Origin of the sequence: Streptococcus sp. (genome assembly GCF_019414905.1) — a bacterium.
Lineage (GTDB): Bacteria > Bacillota > Bacilli > Lactobacillales > Streptococcaceae > Streptococcus.
In genome coordinates this window covers 1-16475 of the sequence record NZ_DXLC01000033.1, presented here as the reverse complement: position 1 = coordinate 16475, position 16475 = coordinate 1, and the positions used below count along the sequence as shown (strand labels likewise).

The window sequence follows — 16475 nt, the reverse complement described above, 5'->3', positions numbered from 1 at the left end:
CATTATCATTTTGATTATCTTTGCAATCCAATTCTTGGGAGATTTCTTGACTAAGTCTTGAGTCATAAATAAAAAGAGCCGTGCGGCTCTTTTTAAGTAATCAGATTTTCTGTGCCAATTTTTTACTCAAGGCTTGTCCAATCAAGGCACCTACTAGGGCTCCGATGACTACACTTGCAACAAATAGAAGGATGGTTCCAGGATTTGGCGCGACCATGATACGGTCGATATATTCTTGCGATTTTCCTCTTGTTAGAAGGGTTGCCATATAGGCTTGGGGTGCAATCCACATAAGTAAGATTGGACCAGTTGAGCTAAAGGCGAAAATAACGAAAGAAAGGAAGTTCTTTGTTTGATCCTTGTATTTTCCTAAATGAGCTATTCCATCTGCTAGGAGGCCACAGATAATTCCAGGAAGGAAGGCACCAGCACCGTGTTTAGATCCCAAGAAAAAGAGAGCCATGACAAGGCCGATAGTGGTAATGGCTCCAAAGCGCGGAACTTTTGCGACTAGGATCATATAGACGCTGCCGCCTACAAGGGCAGTAAAGGCAGGCGCATAAAACATGTTTCCAGTTTGGTCAAAGAGGTTGCCCAAAAGGACACCAATTCCCATGCAGAGGAAGTAAAGAACTGCAAAAAGCAGTGTAGTTAAGATAGATCTTTTCATGAATTGTCTCCTGATAATTTTCTCACAATTCCCATTTTACCACGGTTTGGTGGGATTGTAAATGGATAGTCTATGTTTTGAAAACGCTTGAAATATGCTATAATAGTTTCATAGTTATTTTTAGGAGGATATCATGGGGAGATTTTTAGACTTTGTCTTTAATCGTTTCTTTTTAGGGATGATTGCGACAGCCTTCTTTTGGCTATTAACATTGGCAGGAGGGATTATCCTTGGTCTAGCGCCGGCTAGTGCCACCTTGATGAGTCTATATGCAGAACATGGTTATAGCTTTCGGGAATACAGTTTGAAGGAGGCTTGGTCTCTTTATAAGCAAAATTTTGTATCAAGCAACCTGATTTTCTATAGCTTTTTAGGGGTGGATCTAGTTTTGGTCTATGGCCTGTATCTCTTGGTGCAATTGCCTCATCAGACCATCGTTCATTTGATTGCTACCTTTTTAAATTTCTTAGTAGTATTCCTGCTCTTTTTGGCCTACACAGTGTCTTTGAAGCTACAAGTTTATTTTGACTTGTCCTACCGAAATAGTCTCAAACTATCCTTGATTGGCATCTTTATAAATCTAGTAGCTGTGGTAAAGGTTCTCCTTGGGACAGTGCTACTTGTGGCAATTGGTTACTATATGCCTGCCCTGCTTTTCTTTGTAGGAATTGGGATGTGGCATTTCTTTATCAGTGATATGTTGGAACCGGTCTATGAAAGTATCCATAAAAAATTGGCGACAAAATAGAATGAAGCAGTTTTGGCTACATACGCTTCTAAGAACCTACAGTTCAGTTATGATGATTATTATTGCGAGTTTTGCAATTTTACTCTCCTATGCTGACTGGGATTCACGGGAAAAGGAAGCTCAAAGAGTAGCCCAGCGTGTAACCACTCGAACAGTCGAAGAGGTGGAATATTATTATCGCGAGTCAGCCCAGCTAGCGCAAGATTTAGTAGCCAATCAAGACAGGATACAAGGGGTTTATAAGTACTTTAGCCTGTCAACTTCTGAGTATTTTTATTGGCTGTTGGAGCATCAATCGACTTCGTCAACTTCTATTTCTCTGTATGAAAATATTGATGACCTGTATGTTCAAAATGACTATATAACGGGTGTTGCAATCGTCTTGCAGGACTTTAAAGAAGTTTATGTTTCTAGCAGAAATGAGAGAGGTGGCCATACGGTACTTGCGGAAGATTTTAAACCGGAGGCCAATAGTTTTGGAATTCCTGTTCTGGATCCAGCAACGGATCAATCTATAGGAGTGATATATATATCCTTGGACCCAGAAATCTTATATCATGCTGTAGACAATACCCGAGGTCATATCCCGATGGCTGTGACTGTGACATCGCCTTTTGATACGGAGATTTTTCATATTGGTGAGAGGGTCAATAGGGAGCATGAGAACTGGTTTGTTGGTGTGACCTCTCATGGCTATCAGGTTCAGGTGGCAGTTCCCAAAAACTTTGTTTTACAAGGAACGGTAACCAGCTCTGCCTTGATTGTGGGCTTGAGTTTTCTCTTTATTGTCATTCTCTATCTGACTTTGAGGCAGACTTTTGCTAATTACCAAAAGCAGGTAGTGGATTTGGTAGATTCCATTCAAGCTATTGCTCAAGGAGAGGAAGGTCTTCGTATTGACACACTTGAAAAGGACCAGGAATTGCTCCTAATCGCAGAGACCACCAATGATATGTTGGATCGATTAGAAAAGAATATCCATGATATTTATCAGTTAGAGCTTAGTCAAAAAGATGCCAATATGCGAGCCTTACAGGCTCAAATCAATCCTCATTTTATGTATAATACGCTGGAGTTCTTGCGTATGTATGCAGTTATGCAGAGTCAAGATGAGTTGGCAGATATCATTTATGAGTTTAGCAGTCTCTTGCGTAACAATATTTCCGACGAAAGAGAAACCCTTCTCAAACAGGAATTAGAATTTTGCCGTAAATACAGCTATCTCTGCATGGTTCGCTATCCAAAGTCTATTGCCTATGGTTTCAAGATAGACGCAGAATTAGAGAATATGAAGATTCCTAAATTTACCTTGCAACCGCTAGTAGAAAATTATTTCGCGCATGGTGTTGACCACAGACGGACAGATAATGTGATTAGCATTAAAGCTCTTAAACGAGATGGTTTTGTGGAAATTTTAGTGGTAGATAATGGTCGTGGTATGTCGTTTGAAAAGCTGGCAAATCTCCGAGAAAAACTAAGGCAGAGACATTTTGAACACCAAGCCAGCTATAGTGCCCAAAGGCAGTCTATCGGGATTGTCAATGTCCATGAGCGTTTTGTGCTCTATTTTGGGGACCGCTATGCCATTAGTGTAGAGTCTGCGGAGCAAGCAGGTGTTCAGTATCGTATTACAATTCAAGATGAGTAGAAAGGGAGAAAATGTATAGAGTATTATTAGTAGATGATGAGTACATGGTGACAGAAGGTCTGAAGCGTTTGATTCCCTTTGATAAGTGGGATATGGAGGTCGTCGCAACAGCCAGTCATGCCGACGAGGCTCTAGAATATGTGCAGGAAAATCCTGTCGATGTTATCATTTCCGATGTCAATATGCCAGATAAGACAGGGCTTGAGATGATCAAGGAAATGAAGGAGATATTACCAGATGCAGCCTATATCCTGCTTTCAGGTTATCAGGAGTTTGACTATGTCAAAAAGGCCATGAACCTTAGTGTGGTGGACTATTTGGTCAAGCCAGTAGATAAGGTAGAGTTGGGTAATCTACTGGAGAAGATTGCAGGTCAGCTCAGCGAGAGAGGAAAGAAAAGTCAGACCCTCAGTCAAGATTTAGATGAGGCTGGATTTGTTAGTTATTTAGGAGGTAAGGAGAACTGGTGGATAGGTCTATCCAAGGAAAAACAAGGTTCTTTCACTATTCCATATTATGTGTTAGGACAAGATTGGCAGATTTTTATTTCTGATCAACCCCTAGATGGTTTAGTCGTTACACTCTTTGAAGCTCCTTATCAAGAACACTTTGAACGCTGGAAGCTGGATGCTGAGAAAGCTCTCTTTTACGGTTCTGTAAATTTAAAACAGTCTGAGAGTCTCTTTACCTATTACGAACCGATTTATAGGGTTATCATTCAGGGGGATCTCAACCAAATCGTAGAAGAGTTGAACCTCTTGGAGAAGGTAGTTCTTGAAAATACACCTCGTGTTCCGATTACCAAACAGCTTTTTATCCAGTTTGTCATGGATGTTTTTCACTTGTTTGAACATCTAAAAGCTGATGATTTAACGGATATTGTCAAAACGATTCATGCTATTCAATCCTTTGATGAATTGGTTCCTTATATTAAGGAAACTCTGACCCGCTTTTTTGGGCAATATCGCATGAATGAAAATGTGGTCAGTGTACTGGAAGTTATTGGGTGTGATTATCAGAAAGAACTTTCGCTCAAGGATATCAGTAAGGATCTTTTTATCAATCCTGTCTATCTAGGTCAGTTGATTAAGCGAGAAACCAATTCGACCTTCGCAGAATTACTAAATAAACAACGCATTAAGGCTGCCCAGCAACTCTTACTTTCAACCAGTGACAGTATTGAAGATATTTGCTATGCTGTTGGTTACAGTAATGTTGGATATTTCTATAAAGTGTTCCGAAAATTGTGCGGAAAATCGCCAAAAGCCTACCGAAAACAGGTAGAAACTATACTATAAGATTTGTATTCCTTTACAAAAGGTGCTATAATATCAATAATAATATCAGGAGGTTCTATCATGAAAAAGAAACCGATTTATCTATGGGTCTTGCTAATCTTGTCTGCTCTTATTTCAGCTACGTCTCTATTTGGAATGTTGAGTCCCTTGCCTAGCAAAGAAGCTCTTCGTGCCGCTCAAAAACAAGTTGCAGGGGTTAGTGCTCAGCAATTAGAAGACCAGCTTAATTACACCTATAGAGTAGCAGAATCAACTCATTCTATTTTTAATATGGCCTTGATTGTGCTATCTGCTATTTTAGTGGGAGTAGCGATTGTCTTCCTTGTTCGTAAGAATTTGCAATATGCAAACTATACTTATGTCGGCTATGTTTTGCTAGCCATTATTGGTTCGATTTATAGCTATGTGACTTTACAAGACGCTGTGCAGTTAGTTCACGATGAGACCATGCGTTTAGGGATAAGTGTTATTTCACAAGCTGTTAGTATTTTCTATATCGTCATCAATGTTCTTTTCCTAGCCCTCGTCTTCTATAAGATGTGGCGTCAACAGAAAGTCTTGGCAGAAGAAGAGGAAACAGAAGAATTTGCCTAAGTATTGACAAAAAATAACTATCAAGATACAATCTTGGTAGTTATTTTTCGATTATAGATAAAATCATGGAGGTAAATATGAAGACAATTTCTTTAGTCTATATTAGTCTGAGCGGCAATACTGAGAGTTTTGTGACGCGCTTGAAAGACTATCTCTTGTCCCAGTACGAGGGAATTGAGGTTCAAAAGATTCATATTAAGGATTTGGTCAAGGAAGGTCACGATTTCTATGAAATGGACCATCCTTATGTTGCTTTTTTGCCGACCTACCTAGAAGGTGGAAATGGCGTGGATAACGGAGATGTCGAGATTTTGACGACACCAGTCGGGGATTTTATCGCCTATGGTGATAATGCTAGTAAGTGTTTTGGTGTGGTTGGTTCAGGAAATCGTAACTTTAATAACCAATACTGCCTGACAGCCAAGCAATACAGTCAACGCTTTGGTTTCCCTGTATTGGCTGACTTTGAAATGCGAGGTATGCTGGGAGATATCAAACGTGTCGCAGCTATTATCGCAGATTTGTATGAGTTGGAAAGAGAGAATTAAAGCCAATATAAGAGGCGGTTGGCGTTTTTCAACTGCTTTTTGAGTATAAACAGTCTTTGAGAACGTAAAAAAGCATAAGTTCAGGTCTTCAAAACCTTGTTCTTATGCTTTTTATCATAGAAATATTTGCTGAATTTTCTCTTGAAATGAAACCTTATCTTCATCTCGCGCTTTGTTAGTTATCCTGCTTTTCCGATTGCGAGTGCGTAGATAAAGAAGATGGCGAAGCCAAAGAGGAAAATCAATCCTGCAATGGCAAGGTGTTTGAGCCAAGAAGGAAGATGTTTGTTTTCACGCGTTACCAAGGCGTAGTTCAAAAGAGCGAAGAATGGTGTTGTCAGGAAAGAACCAATCATAGCAAAGCGGAGCATGGTTGAAACCTGACCAGCGAAGAACTTGATAATGATGATACCGATGATAGCAGTGATGGTCATCCAGATGTTCAAAGATTTACGATTGTCTTCTTTTTGACGGATTAGCAGTCGTAGAGATTCCTGATTGACACGAGAGTAACCATCGATAACGGTGATAACTGTTCCAAAGATACAGAGGAAGGCAATAAAGGTAATCAAGTAACGGGACCATTCGCCAAGAACAGAGGCATACATGCCCACGAATTGAGAGATGTATTTGGCTGAAGCGGCTTCAACTGCCTGTCCTGTAGGATACTGAATGAGTGCTCCCAGTGCTACAAAGAACACAGCTAGGATAGCTGTTCCAATATAACCAACGTTAAAGTCGAATAGGGCGTCCTCGGTGTTAAAGTTGACGGTCTTTTTCTTTTCAGCAGACCAAAGTGAGTTGATGGCTGAAATTTCAATAGGAGCAGGCATCCATCCTAGGAGAGAGACGATGAAGGGAAGAGCTGCCATTTGCCAAGGTGTTTTCTCGACAAAATTAGAGCTGTATTCTGGATGTTTAATCGCCGCGATGATAACTGCAAGAACAGTTGCAATGGTCAAAGCTGACATGATCCATTTTGCCATGCCGTCTAAGAGTTTGTAGCCTCCAAAGAGTAGCATAGTCCAAATGATGGCAACGAGAATGAGAGACCACTGAGTAATGCTAAGACCGATCATTGGGAAGGCGCTGGCGATGATAGCTGAGCACAGAATGGCGACACCAGCTGTGTTGACCATAGCCGAAAAGACATTTAGGATAAAGAAAATCCAGAGATAGAGTTTTCCTTTTTCGGCATAACCTTCAACCAAAGTCTTTCCGGTATCAGCTGTGTATTCAGCACCAAAACGGAAAAATGGATATTTAAAGACATTGGCTAAGATGACCAAGAGGAGTAGCGACCACCCATAAGAACCACCAGCTTGAGTGGAAGATACAATGTGAGAACCGCCAACAGCGGCAGAAGCCATTAGGATTCCAGGCCCCATTGCTTTTAGTTTACTTGTCCAGGTTGATTGATTTAACGAAATAGCTTGCGACATGATAAATACCTCTTTTTGAATTTTCAGAATAATCTGAATATGTAATCTATATTCTACAAAAAACTTTGGGAAAATGCAAGAATATTTTGAAAAAAGATAGAAAATTACAGAAAATTTATAAAGAAGATCTGAAAATAACTGCTATGATAGTAAGGTGCAGAAGGATAAAGAAAAACCGAGAAGTTTCTTTCTCGGATTTGCTTATTATGAGATTCCTATTTTCTATGCTCCAAGAGTTGATTGATATGGTCTACTTTTTTTGATGCTCTTTTATAGGAAATAGTCCAAATGATGAGGTAGACAATCGCAAACTCGATAATGAGTTGGAGATAGAAAATCCAGTGGAAGGGGAACCAACCTGCTAGGGTTGCTAATGGGATAAAACCTACTAGCATGAGGAAGAAATGAGTCAGAGTTGCACGGAGCAAGCTCCAGTCACGGCTGAATAATCGCTTGCCAAAGTTGAAGAGAATACCGATGGCTGCCCAGATAAGAGTGCAGTAGAGCAAGATCAGGGCACCATGAACCTGATGTTGAGCCATCATTTGTCCGATGAGAGAGTCGGGACTTAACGGGGCGTAGGTACTTGGTGCATAAATGAGTGAAAAGATGATAGAGAGGATGAGGCCGATGAGGACACCAGCAGCTGCGTCGTGAAATACTTGTTTTTTCATAGTTCTAATTTCTCCTTGATGGTTTTTAGGTAACGGCGTGAAGAGTAGGTGAAGCTTTGGTTTTTGAGAAAGATTTCTACCAGACCGTTGGGTGTGAGCTTGAGATGAGAGATGGAATCGATATTGATGATTTCTGATTGGGAAATTTGGATAAAATTGGTTGGCAGAATTTCAAGGACCTGATAGAGTCGCAAATCAATGTTGTAGGTCTGACTCGCGGTTTCTGCTAGAACCTTCCGATTCTCGATATAGAAGCGTTGAATCTTGCTAATCTCAACGAGATAGACCTGATTATCGATTTTCCCTTTGATTTTTTCTGTTAGATCCAAATTTTCTGCGAACTCGATGACTTTCTGGACTTTATCTGTCGGCTGAGGTGCTTGAACAATCAGCTTTTCCTCTTCGTAAGTTTCACTAATCTGTAGTTCTACTTTCATAAATTTCTCTCCTTGTTTTTCATACAAAATTGTGATCACTTCTTGTACACCTTTATTAAACACTATTTTATATCCTATGGCAAGGGCCTTTGTCTATGTGGAGGGATTTGGCTCCTATGTGGTGGAGCTTTTCTGTCCTTTCTGAAATATGGTATAATAGCACTAATCAATTTCTAGGAAAATAGATACAGAAAGGGGCTGAAAGATGTCTCATATTATTGAATTGCCAGAGGTGCTGGCAAACCAGATTGCAGCTGGAGAGGTTATTGAGCGTCCAGCTAGCGTTGTTAAGGAGCTGGTAGAAAATGCCATTGACGCGGGTTCTAGCCAGATTATCATTGAGATTGAGGAAGCTGGTCTCAAGAAGGTTCAAATCACAGATAATGGTCATGGAATTGCCCACGATGAGGTGGAATTGGCCCTGCGCCGCCATGCGACCAGTAAGATAAAAAATCAAGCAGATCTCTTTCGGATTCGGACGCTTGGTTTTCGTGGTGAAGCCCTGCCTTCTATAGCGTCTGTTAGTGTTCTGACCCTTTTGACGGCGGTGGATGGTGCAAGTCATGGAACCAAGCTCGTCGCGCGTGGGGGAGAAGTAGAAGAAATCATCCCAGCGACCAGTCCAGTGGGAACCAAGGTTTGTGTGGAGGACCTTTTTTTCAACACGCCTGCCCGCCTCAAGTATATGAAGAGCCAGCAAGCGGAGTTGTCTCATATCATTGATATTGTCAACCGTCTGGGCTTGGCCCATCCTGAGATTTCTTTCAGCTTGATTAGTGATGGCAAGGAAATGACGCGGACAGCTGGGACTGGTCAACTGCGACAAGCAATCGCAGGAATTTATGGTTTGGTCAGTGCCAAGAAGATGATTGAAATTGAGAATTCGGATCTTGATTTCGAAATTTCAGGCTTTGTTTCCCTGCCTGAGTTGACTCGGGCTAATCGCAACTATATCAGCCTCTTCATCAATGGTCGTTATATCAAGAATTTCCTACTCAATCGTGCTATTTTAGATGGTTACGGAAGTAAGCTCATGGTAGGCCGTTTTCCACTGGCTGTCATTCACATTCATATCGACCCTTATCTAGCGGATGTCAATGTTCATCCAACCAAGCAAGAGGTGCGGATTTCTAAGGAAAAAGAACTGATGACGCTGGTCTCAGAAGCTATTGCAAATAGTCTCAAGGAACAAACCTTGATTCCAGATGCCTTGGAAAATCTTGCCAAATCGACTGTGCGCAATCGTGAGAAGGTGGAGCAAACTATTCTCCCACTCAAAGAAAATACACTCTACTATGAAAATACTGAGCCGACAAGACCTAGTCAAGCTGAGGTGGCTGATTATCAGGTCGAATTGACTGATGAAGGGCAGGACTTAACCCTGTTTGCCAAGGAAACCTTGGACCAATTGACCAAGCCAGCAAAACTGCATTTTGCAGAGAGAAAACCTGCTAACTACGACCAGCTAGACCATCCAGAGTTGGACCTTGCGAGTCTTGATAAGGTTTATGACAAGCTGGAGCGAGAAGAATCATCCAGCTTCCCAGAATTGGAATTTTTCGGGCAAATGCATGGAACCTATCTCTTTGCCCAAGGGAGAGATGGGCTCTATATCATAGACCAGCACGCGGCGCAGGAACGGGTCAAGTACGAGGAGTATCGTGAGAGCATTGGGAATGTTGACCAGAGCCAGCAGCAACTCCTAGTACCCTATATCTTTGAATTTCCAGCGGATGATGCCCTCCGTCTCAAGGAAAGAATGACACATTTGGAGGAAGTGGGCGTCTTTCTAGCAGAGTACGGAGAAAATCAATTTATTCTACGTGAACATCCTATCTGGATGGCAGAAGAAGAGATTGAATCAGGCATCTATGAGATGTGTGATATGCTACTCTTGACCAAGGAAGTTTCTATCAAGAAATACCGAGCAGAGCTGGCTATTATGATGTCCTGCAAGCGGTCGATTAAGGCCAACCATCGTATTGATGATCATTCAGCTAGACAACTCCTCTATCAGCTCTCTCAATGTGACAATCCCTACAACTGTCCCCACGGACGTCCTGTTTTGGTGCACTTCACCAAGTCGGATATGGAAAAGATGTTCCGACGCATTCAGGAAAATCACACCAGTCTCCGTGAGTTGGGGAAATATTAAACTAAAAGGAAAACTATGTACGAATATTTAAAAGGAATCATTACCAAAATCACTGCCAAATACATTGTTATTGAAATCAATGGTATCGGTTATATCCTGCATGTGGCTAATCCCTATGCTTACTCAGGACAGGTCAACCAAGAAACTCAAATTTATGCGCATCAAGTCGTGCGTGAGGACGCTCATCTGCTTTATGGATTTCGCTCAGAAGACGAGAAAAAGCTCTTTCTCAGTCTGATTTCGGTCTCTGGGATTGGTCCTGTATCAGCTCTTGCTATTATCGCTGCCGATGACAATGCTGGCTTGGTTCAAGCGATTGAGACTAAGAACATCACCTACTTGACCAAGTTCCCTAAAATTGGCAAGAAAACAGCCCAGCAGATGGTGCTGGACTTGGAAGGCAAGGTAGTAGTTGCAGGAGATGACCTTCCTGCCAAGGTGGCAGTGCAAGCAAGCGCTGAAAACCAAGAATTGGAAGAAGCTATGGAAGCCATGCTGGCACTGGGCTACAAGGCAACCGAGCTCAAGAAAATCAAGAAATTCTTTGAAGGAACGACAGATACAGCTGAGAACTATATCAAGTCGGCCCTTAAAATGTTGGTCAAATAGGAGCAGAGCATGACAAAACGTTGTTCGTGGGTCAAGGTGACCAATCCGCTCTACATTGCCTATCATGATGAGGAGTGGGGTCAACCCCTCCATGATGACCAAGCATTGTTTGAGTTGTTGTGTATGGAAACCTATCAGGCTGTGCTGAGAGCTTTCTTCTATACTAATAGACGAAAGGGTGTGAAAATGATTTTTAAATGATACTGTGGAACGGAACAGTAGCCCTAGTATTGACTACTGTCGTTTCTATTCATATTGGCTATTCTAGGACTGAGATGAAAAAATCTATAAATGCTCAGAATAAAATTGAACCCGCAAATCTCCCCAAAACAATGGTGAGTCATGTACTTGTATTATTCCGAAAAAATACACCTCTGGTGCAGTGAGACAAATTGGTGTATCTTATAGTGGCTTCGTAGATGAAAGCTATACTCTACTATCACTCTTTGATGATGTAGAACAAATTGAAAAAGATAATAGACTTCAGACAGCTATTGATGTTGTCAGAGAACAGTTTGGTTTTTTAGCCATACAAAAAGGAACCGTCCTAACTGAAGGTTCCAGAAATATTGAACGCAGTAAACTTATCGGTGGTCATTCCGCGGGTGGATTGGAGGGATTAAAATGAAACAAGAAAAAAATACAGTACAATTTTCAGAAATCCGTAGCAAAGGATGTAATGATATTGAAATGCTTGAAAGATTTTTACATGGAATCGTTGAAACAGCAACTTCAAAACTTCGTCAGAGAAAACTCAAAACAACTGAAATATCGATACGACTAGTACATGCTAAATCTGAAAACCGATTACCATTGGAATTTACATTTAGCATTAAGCCAACAAGCTCATCTGTGATAATCTATACTGAGGTAATCAATCGCTTTAAAGAATGTTACACAGGTGGGGGAATTCAAGGTTTTACGATTCAATTTGATAAAAATACCCTTGCCTCTGCATAGAAAGGATTTGATATGATTGACCGTTCATATTTACCATTTCAATCAGCAAGAGAGTACCAGGATACAAAGATGCAAAAATGGATGGGCTTTTTCCTATCTGAACATGCATCAGCACTCTCTGATGATACAAACAAAGTAACGTACATGTCTGACTTATCACTAGAGAAGAAATTATTACTCCTCAGTCAAGTATACGCCGGGCAGCTACGCACACGCATTCAAGTGATTGAAAAAAACAAGCGTGTTTCCTACACTGGAACAATACCAAGTCTGACCAAAGATTTCATTTTGATAAAAACTACAACAGGTCACATCAATTTGAAATTAAAAGACATTATTAGTATTGAACTTGTCGAGGAGGTGCTCTATGAATCAGCTTGAGTTTCAGCGTAATCACCTACAAATGGACTATTATAGCGAGAGCTACCAAGATTTTGAACGTGACTTCTACCGCTACTCTAACATGAATATTCCATTGACCTTCCTAACTGATGATATCCTAAAAACAATGGCGACTTCACGTAAGAATTACTTTGTCCTCAATAAGGAAAAGTCCAGAGATAACCGCGATCACTTCTTCATATTTGAAGTAAGTACCGTAGATGAGAATCCGCTAATCTATCATTATACATATAAGAAAACTACAATATATTTAGCAGAAAAATAGGAGCAGTTCAATTGACTGTTCCTATTTTTAATATTCATAAAATCTAAAGTCTTTATACTCTTTAACAATGGAGTCGCCAACCAGAACAGACTATACTGACCAGCGACTACCTTAAATTTAATGTTTCAGATTTATTTTCTTATCTCTAATTTCATAAACTACATCTGCTACATTTTCGAGTAATCGTTTATCGTGGGTGATAAACACGATAGTTCCGGTGTACTCCTTCATTAGTATTTCCAAAGCCTCTAAACTTGGTATGTCAAGGAAGTTACTGGGTTCATCCATTATTAGGATGTTATATCTACCCATGAGCATTTTAGCAAGCAACAATTTTATAATTTCTCCACCGCTTAAAACAGATAAACTTTTTCCAATATCGTTCTGTTTGAACCCCATAGATGCTAGCACTGAACGAATTTCTGATATATTGTAGTCACAATCCTTCTGCATAAACTCCATAACATTCTGATTACTGTTGTACTTGTAACCATTCTGTGCAAAGTAACCTATTTTTGCCTTAGGCGAAATAGAAATTCCTTCTTCATGGTTTAAGATCATTTGGATTAAAGTTGTTTTTCCGATTCCATTACCACCAGTTAACGCCACTTTTGCTCCTAACGGAATTTGAAAAGATGCATTTTCAAACAGAGCCTTATCCCCAAATACTTTATTAATTTCTGCACCGACTATAGGGTATGGATTATGGAGCTCCAATGCTTTACTTTGCCTGAAACGAATTCTGCGAATGCCTTCCGGAGCTTCTACTTTTCCTAAGGCCGCAATCCTGTGCTCTAGGGTTTTAGCAGCATTATACATCTTTTTTTCCTTACTTCCTATTGATTTTTGATGAGCTAAACGCCCTCCGTCTTCAGTACTTTTTTTCTTTGAAGAACCTTTTGCCTTCTGTTCTATTTTACGAGCCTGTTTTCGCTTTTCCTCCGCAGCCCTTTCCAATCGGGCACGTTCCGCAATAAATTGTTCGTATTCTGCAGCTTGGCTCTTACGTTCTTCCTCTTTCTGACGAAGATAATCAGAATAGTTTCCCCAATACTCAGTGATTTTGCCATCTTTCAGTTCCCATATTTTATCTACTATTTCATCAAGAAAATAGCGGTCATGGCTAATAACTAACAGTGCACCTGTAAAATATTTTAGCTGTCCTATTAGAAAATCAATTCCTTCACGGTCTAAATGGCTCGTAGGTTCATCCGCTAAAATACCATGAACCTGTGCCGATAAGGCCTGTGCTATTTTAAGCCTTGTTTCTTCACCACCGCTCATAGTCTGTATATTTAATTGCTCAACACCTAGCTTGCCTACAAGTGCAAAATCTTTTTCCTCCTGCAGAGTTACTTCGTCCAACTGGGGAATATAGGCAAGTTCACCCAGACGATTCATTTTACATCCTGGGGGAGTTAATTCTCCTAAAAGTACCCTGAGTAAAGTGCTTTTTCCAGCACCATTTGCTCCTACTAAACCAATACGGTCATAATCATATACTTCTAATTCATTTATATCTAAAACATCGCGTCCTTTGAATTCCACACGAATGTCTTTTGCTTTTAATATTAATTCCATAACATTTCCTCCTGTCTATAATCGCATGCTTTCATTTGCTTGTATGCAGGGAAAACCCTGCGATTTTAGCAGGAAGAGTTACATGAAAATAAGATACATAAATATTCCTCCAATATTGTTTATTTTAAATCTAATTTTCTAACCTCAGTTATCATTTGGCAAACTATAGCAATGCCAATAATTAAAATACCTGATAGTAAAAACCAATGATTTACACCGATTTTATCAGCAAAGAATCCAGAAAGAATTAACCCAATTGGCATAGCAAGTGACATGATACTTCCGATCAAAGAAAATACACGTCCTAAATATTCAGGCTTAATTTTCTCCTGAAAAAGAGCTGTTTGCACACCGCTATAAAATGGCACCGAAAGCCCCATTATTGCACAGCAAACTACGAATATTACAAATCCATTTGGAGGAAGTATTCCCGAAACGGCTAAACTGGTCCCCATTATAAAAAATGAACTTGTTATTAGTAATACATGCTTTTCGAAGCCCCCTAATCTTCCTAATAATAAGCCTCCTGCTAGCATCCCAAATGCAAAGGAAATTTCCGTAATAGAAATATGCACAGGCGTTCCATTAAAGTGTTCCATGCTTATTAAAGGAAATAGTGCATTGATTGGCATATAAACAAAAGTATATAGTGTTCCTAAGAGTAATAAGGCAAACAATCCTTTGTTTTGTCTCAGAACCACAACTCCTTCTTTCATCTCCCTTATGAAATTTGGTTCTAAACTTTGCACTTGATTACCCAGCTTAGGTATACGTACAATTGCTACCGTAATAGATGCAATCACAGCACCCAATACGTCGATGGCAATAATAGCATTTAAATCCCAAACGGAGTATAAGAGTGCTGCAACTGCCGGACTAACAATATAGCTTATAGACTGCAAAGACTGACTATAGCCTGCGCATTTCGTTAGCTGTTCTTCTGGTACTAAAAGTGGTGTAACCGCATTGAGTGCTGGGGTATGAAAAGCTGTTCCAATGCTACGGATAAACAATACTATCATAATCATCCAGACAGGTAGCTCCATACAGAATGCAACAATAGCAAGCACTGCACCAGCTGCTGCGATAATTAAATCGGCACCAATCATTATCTTCTTCCTATCATGACGATCCACTAGCACACCAATGGCAGGTCCCAAAATCGCATAGGGTAAAAAACCTACTAATGAAGCCATAGACAAGACCATCGCAGATCCTGTTTTTTCTGTAAGGTAAAAAATAATCGCCATTTGCAGGATGGCACTAGTGATTAATGATACTGCTTGCCCTGCCCATATTGCATAAAATTTTCGTTTCCAATTGTTGTATTTTTCCATTTATATTATCTCCTGCATATTATTTTGCTTGAATTTCTATTTTGAATAGCATTCTAGGCAATAAAAAATGCAGGCCAAACCCCACAATGTGGCTTTTGGTCTGCATACATACAATTTGGAAACATTCATATTAAAGACATAGTTAAATAAAGGTATAGTTAAATAACCAATATCCTCACCGTAACTAATGAATGCTCAATATCGTATAAATAAGCACAACAAAAAAGCCTATCATCGGGTATAGATTCTGCTTTTTTTATTGCCAGCTTATCTTAAACGCATTGAGGCTGTCATAGTTTCGGTTCCTCCTACATCTTTGTTTATATCAATTTATAGTATAACACAACAAGATGATATGTTCAATATAAAAGTTATGGAATGAGACTCATACTTCCAATTCGATGCCAGATTTAAAGGATATGACGAAGTTTTCTTCATAGACTGTAACGCTCTGGATTATCTTCCTTAGTAGCAAGCGATTAGCTTTCACAAAATCTTCTGTTTGTAGTTTTAAAAATTCATCAGGATTTTCTAACTCAACCTCAAAATATTTCATTTTACATTCCCTCATTTCATTTATTGATAAATTGAGTTTGCAAAAAAGAGTGGACAATTTTTGTCTACTCTTAACCTTTAAAATAGTTTTTTTTAATCGATTTGAAGTTGCCTAAATTATTACTTATTCGGTAAAATGAAGTATTGCTTTCAACAGATTTCCTTCAACTACACTTCACTTGATTCAAACAAGGTGGGTACATTTCTATTCCCACAAACTCCTTGTCAATGGAAACAAACACGTACCCACAGGGTAAATGGAAATAGAAACTGATAATTTCTAGCTATCACTTCTACTCATTCCAAAAATTTTCTCACTCTGATACTTACCCACCATAAAGCAAAAAGCCTTGCAATCAAGGCTTTCATTATCCCTTTCGTTCAAAGGTTTCTAAGCTTTTACGAGCAGAGCGACACACTCAGCGGTTCGCTATCTCCGTTCTGTCTGCGTGCTAGCACTTGTCAATCACGGACAGCTATCGCATGGGCGGAAGTAAATGCTAATCTTCGTCGTTTTACTCCTTGACTAGCAAACTTACCGCCTCAACATGG

At 39.9% G+C, this 16475-nt stretch carries 18 protein-coding genes and 1 pseudogene; 12 read left to right on the top strand and 7 right to left on the bottom strand.

Annotated features, from left to right (window positions below; all coding sequences use genetic code 11):
* Nucleotides 1–100 precede the first annotated feature (100 nt).
* A complete protein-coding gene (locus tag QZ359_RS00915) occupies nucleotides 101–670 on the bottom strand; it encodes an MptD family putative ECF transporter S component (RefSeq protein ID WP_293951990.1) in 570 nt (189 codons plus the stop codon).
* 133 nt (nucleotides 671–803) lie between these two features.
* Here QZ359_RS00915 and QZ359_RS00910 point away from each other — a divergent pair, with 133 nt between their 5' ends.
* The 5 genes from QZ359_RS00910 (at nucleotide 804) to nrdI (ending at nucleotide 5506) form a co-directional block, all read left to right on the top strand.
* Nucleotides 804–1418, top strand: a complete 615-nt coding sequence (locus QZ359_RS00910) for a DUF624 domain-containing protein (RefSeq protein WP_293951988.1) — start codon at nucleotides 804–806, stop codon at nucleotides 1416–1418.
* On the top strand, nucleotides 1384–3066 hold the full coding sequence (locus tag QZ359_RS00905; RefSeq protein WP_293951985.1) for a sensor histidine kinase: 1683 nt from the start codon (nucleotides 1384–1386) through the stop codon (nucleotides 3064–3066). The genes QZ359_RS00910 and QZ359_RS00905 overlap by 35 nt, the downstream gene beginning before the upstream one ends.
* Nucleotides 3067–3077: 11 nt before the next feature.
* Entirely contained in the window at nucleotides 3078–4364 is a 1287-nt protein-coding gene (locus QZ359_RS00900; protein ID WP_293951982.1) for a response regulator transcription factor, read from the top strand.
* 60 nt (nucleotides 4365–4424) lie between these two features.
* Nucleotides 4425–4958 (top strand): ABC transporter permease, encoded by a 534-nt coding sequence (locus tag QZ359_RS00895; RefSeq protein ID WP_293951979.1) that lies wholly within the window; start codon nucleotides 4425–4427, stop codon nucleotides 4956–4958.
* Between the two features lie 77 nt (nucleotides 4959–5035).
* Nucleotides 5036–5506 carry a class Ib ribonucleoside-diphosphate reductase assembly flavoprotein NrdI gene (gene nrdI / locus QZ359_RS00890; RefSeq protein WP_101782100.1) on the top strand — a complete coding sequence of 157 codons (471 nt, stop codon included), beginning with the start codon at nucleotides 5036–5038 and terminating at the stop codon, nucleotides 5504–5506.
* Nucleotides 5507–5685: 179 nt separating this feature from the next.
* Here the strand turns inward: nrdI and QZ359_RS00885 are convergent, their stop codons facing one another.
* From QZ359_RS00885 to QZ359_RS00875, 3 genes are all read right to left on the bottom strand, one after another.
* Nucleotides 5686–6948 (bottom strand): NRAMP family divalent metal transporter, encoded by a 1263-nt coding sequence (locus QZ359_RS00885; RefSeq protein ID WP_203179895.1) that lies wholly within the window; start codon nucleotides 6946–6948, stop codon nucleotides 5686–5688.
* Between the two features lie 215 nt (nucleotides 6949–7163).
* Nucleotides 7164–7622: a DUF3021 domain-containing protein gene (locus tag QZ359_RS00880; protein WP_203179894.1), complete on the bottom strand. Its 459-nt coding sequence runs from the start codon at nucleotides 7620–7622 to the stop codon at nucleotides 7164–7166.
* Nucleotides 7619–8059 carry a LytTR family DNA-binding domain-containing protein gene (locus QZ359_RS00875; RefSeq protein ID WP_203179893.1) on the bottom strand — a complete coding sequence of 147 codons (441 nt, stop codon included), beginning with the start codon at nucleotides 8057–8059 and terminating at the stop codon, nucleotides 7619–7621. Before QZ359_RS00875 ends, QZ359_RS00880 begins: the two co-directional genes overlap by 4 nt.
* 205 nt (nucleotides 8060–8264) lie before the next feature.
* On the opposite strand from QZ359_RS00875, the gene mutL reads away from it, so the two are divergent.
* The 7 genes and pseudogenes from mutL (at nucleotide 8265) to QZ359_RS00840 (ending at nucleotide 12450) form a co-directional block, all read left to right on the top strand.
* Nucleotides 8265–10214 (top strand): DNA mismatch repair endonuclease MutL, encoded by a 1950-nt coding sequence (gene mutL, locus QZ359_RS00870; RefSeq protein WP_261076666.1) that lies wholly within the window; start codon nucleotides 8265–8267, stop codon nucleotides 10212–10214.
* A 15-nt stretch (nucleotides 10215–10229) separates the two neighbouring features.
* Nucleotides 10230–10823, top strand: coding sequence for a Holliday junction branch migration protein RuvA (gene ruvA / locus QZ359_RS00865; protein ID WP_293951959.1), 594 nt, complete (start codon nucleotides 10230–10232; stop codon nucleotides 10821–10823).
* Nucleotides 10824–10832: 9 nt separating this feature from the next.
* Nucleotides 10833–11018 (top strand): annotated as a pseudogene (locus QZ359_RS00860) (DNA-3-methyladenine glycosylase I); the annotation flags it as partial.
* 187 nt (nucleotides 11019–11205) lie between these two features.
* Nucleotides 11206–11451: a hypothetical protein gene (locus QZ359_RS00855; RefSeq protein WP_001813542.1), complete on the top strand. Its 246-nt coding sequence runs from the start codon at nucleotides 11206–11208 to the stop codon at nucleotides 11449–11451.
* Complete coding sequence (locus tag QZ359_RS00850; protein ID WP_000806926.1) at nucleotides 11448–11783, top strand: hypothetical protein; 336 nt, start codon at nucleotides 11448–11450, stop codon at nucleotides 11781–11783. Before QZ359_RS00855 ends, QZ359_RS00850 begins: the two co-directional genes overlap by 4 nt.
* Nucleotides 11784–11795: 12 nt before the next feature.
* Nucleotides 11796–12164: a hypothetical protein gene (locus QZ359_RS00845; protein WP_000567222.1), complete on the top strand. Its 369-nt coding sequence runs from the start codon at nucleotides 11796–11798 to the stop codon at nucleotides 12162–12164.
* A complete protein-coding gene (locus tag QZ359_RS00840; RefSeq protein WP_001072467.1) occupies nucleotides 12151–12450 on the top strand; it encodes a DUF5960 family protein in 300 nt (99 codons plus the stop codon). Before QZ359_RS00845 ends, QZ359_RS00840 begins: the two co-directional genes overlap by 14 nt.
* Nucleotides 12451–12567: 117 nt before the next feature.
* Here QZ359_RS00840 and msr(D) read toward each other — a convergent pair whose 3' ends face one another.
* The 3 genes from msr(D) to QZ359_RS00825 form a co-directional block, all read right to left on the bottom strand.
* Nucleotides 12568–14031, bottom strand: coding sequence for an ABC-F type ribosomal protection protein Msr(D) (gene msr(D), locus QZ359_RS00835; protein WP_000420313.1), 1464 nt, complete (start codon nucleotides 14029–14031; stop codon nucleotides 12568–12570).
* Nucleotides 14032–14150: 119 nt separating this feature from the next.
* The gene (mef(A), locus tag QZ359_RS00830; protein ID WP_000417519.1) at nucleotides 14151–15368 is read right to left on the bottom strand and encodes a macrolide efflux MFS transporter Mef(A); all 1218 of its coding nucleotides are present in this window, start codon (nucleotides 15366–15368) and stop codon (nucleotides 14151–14153) included.
* 385 nt (nucleotides 15369–15753) lie between these two features.
* The gene (locus tag QZ359_RS00825) at nucleotides 15754–15924 is read right to left on the bottom strand and encodes a hypothetical protein (protein WP_000873143.1); all 171 of its coding nucleotides are present in this window, start codon (nucleotides 15922–15924) and stop codon (nucleotides 15754–15756) included.
* Nucleotides 15925–16475: the final 551 nt, after the last annotated feature.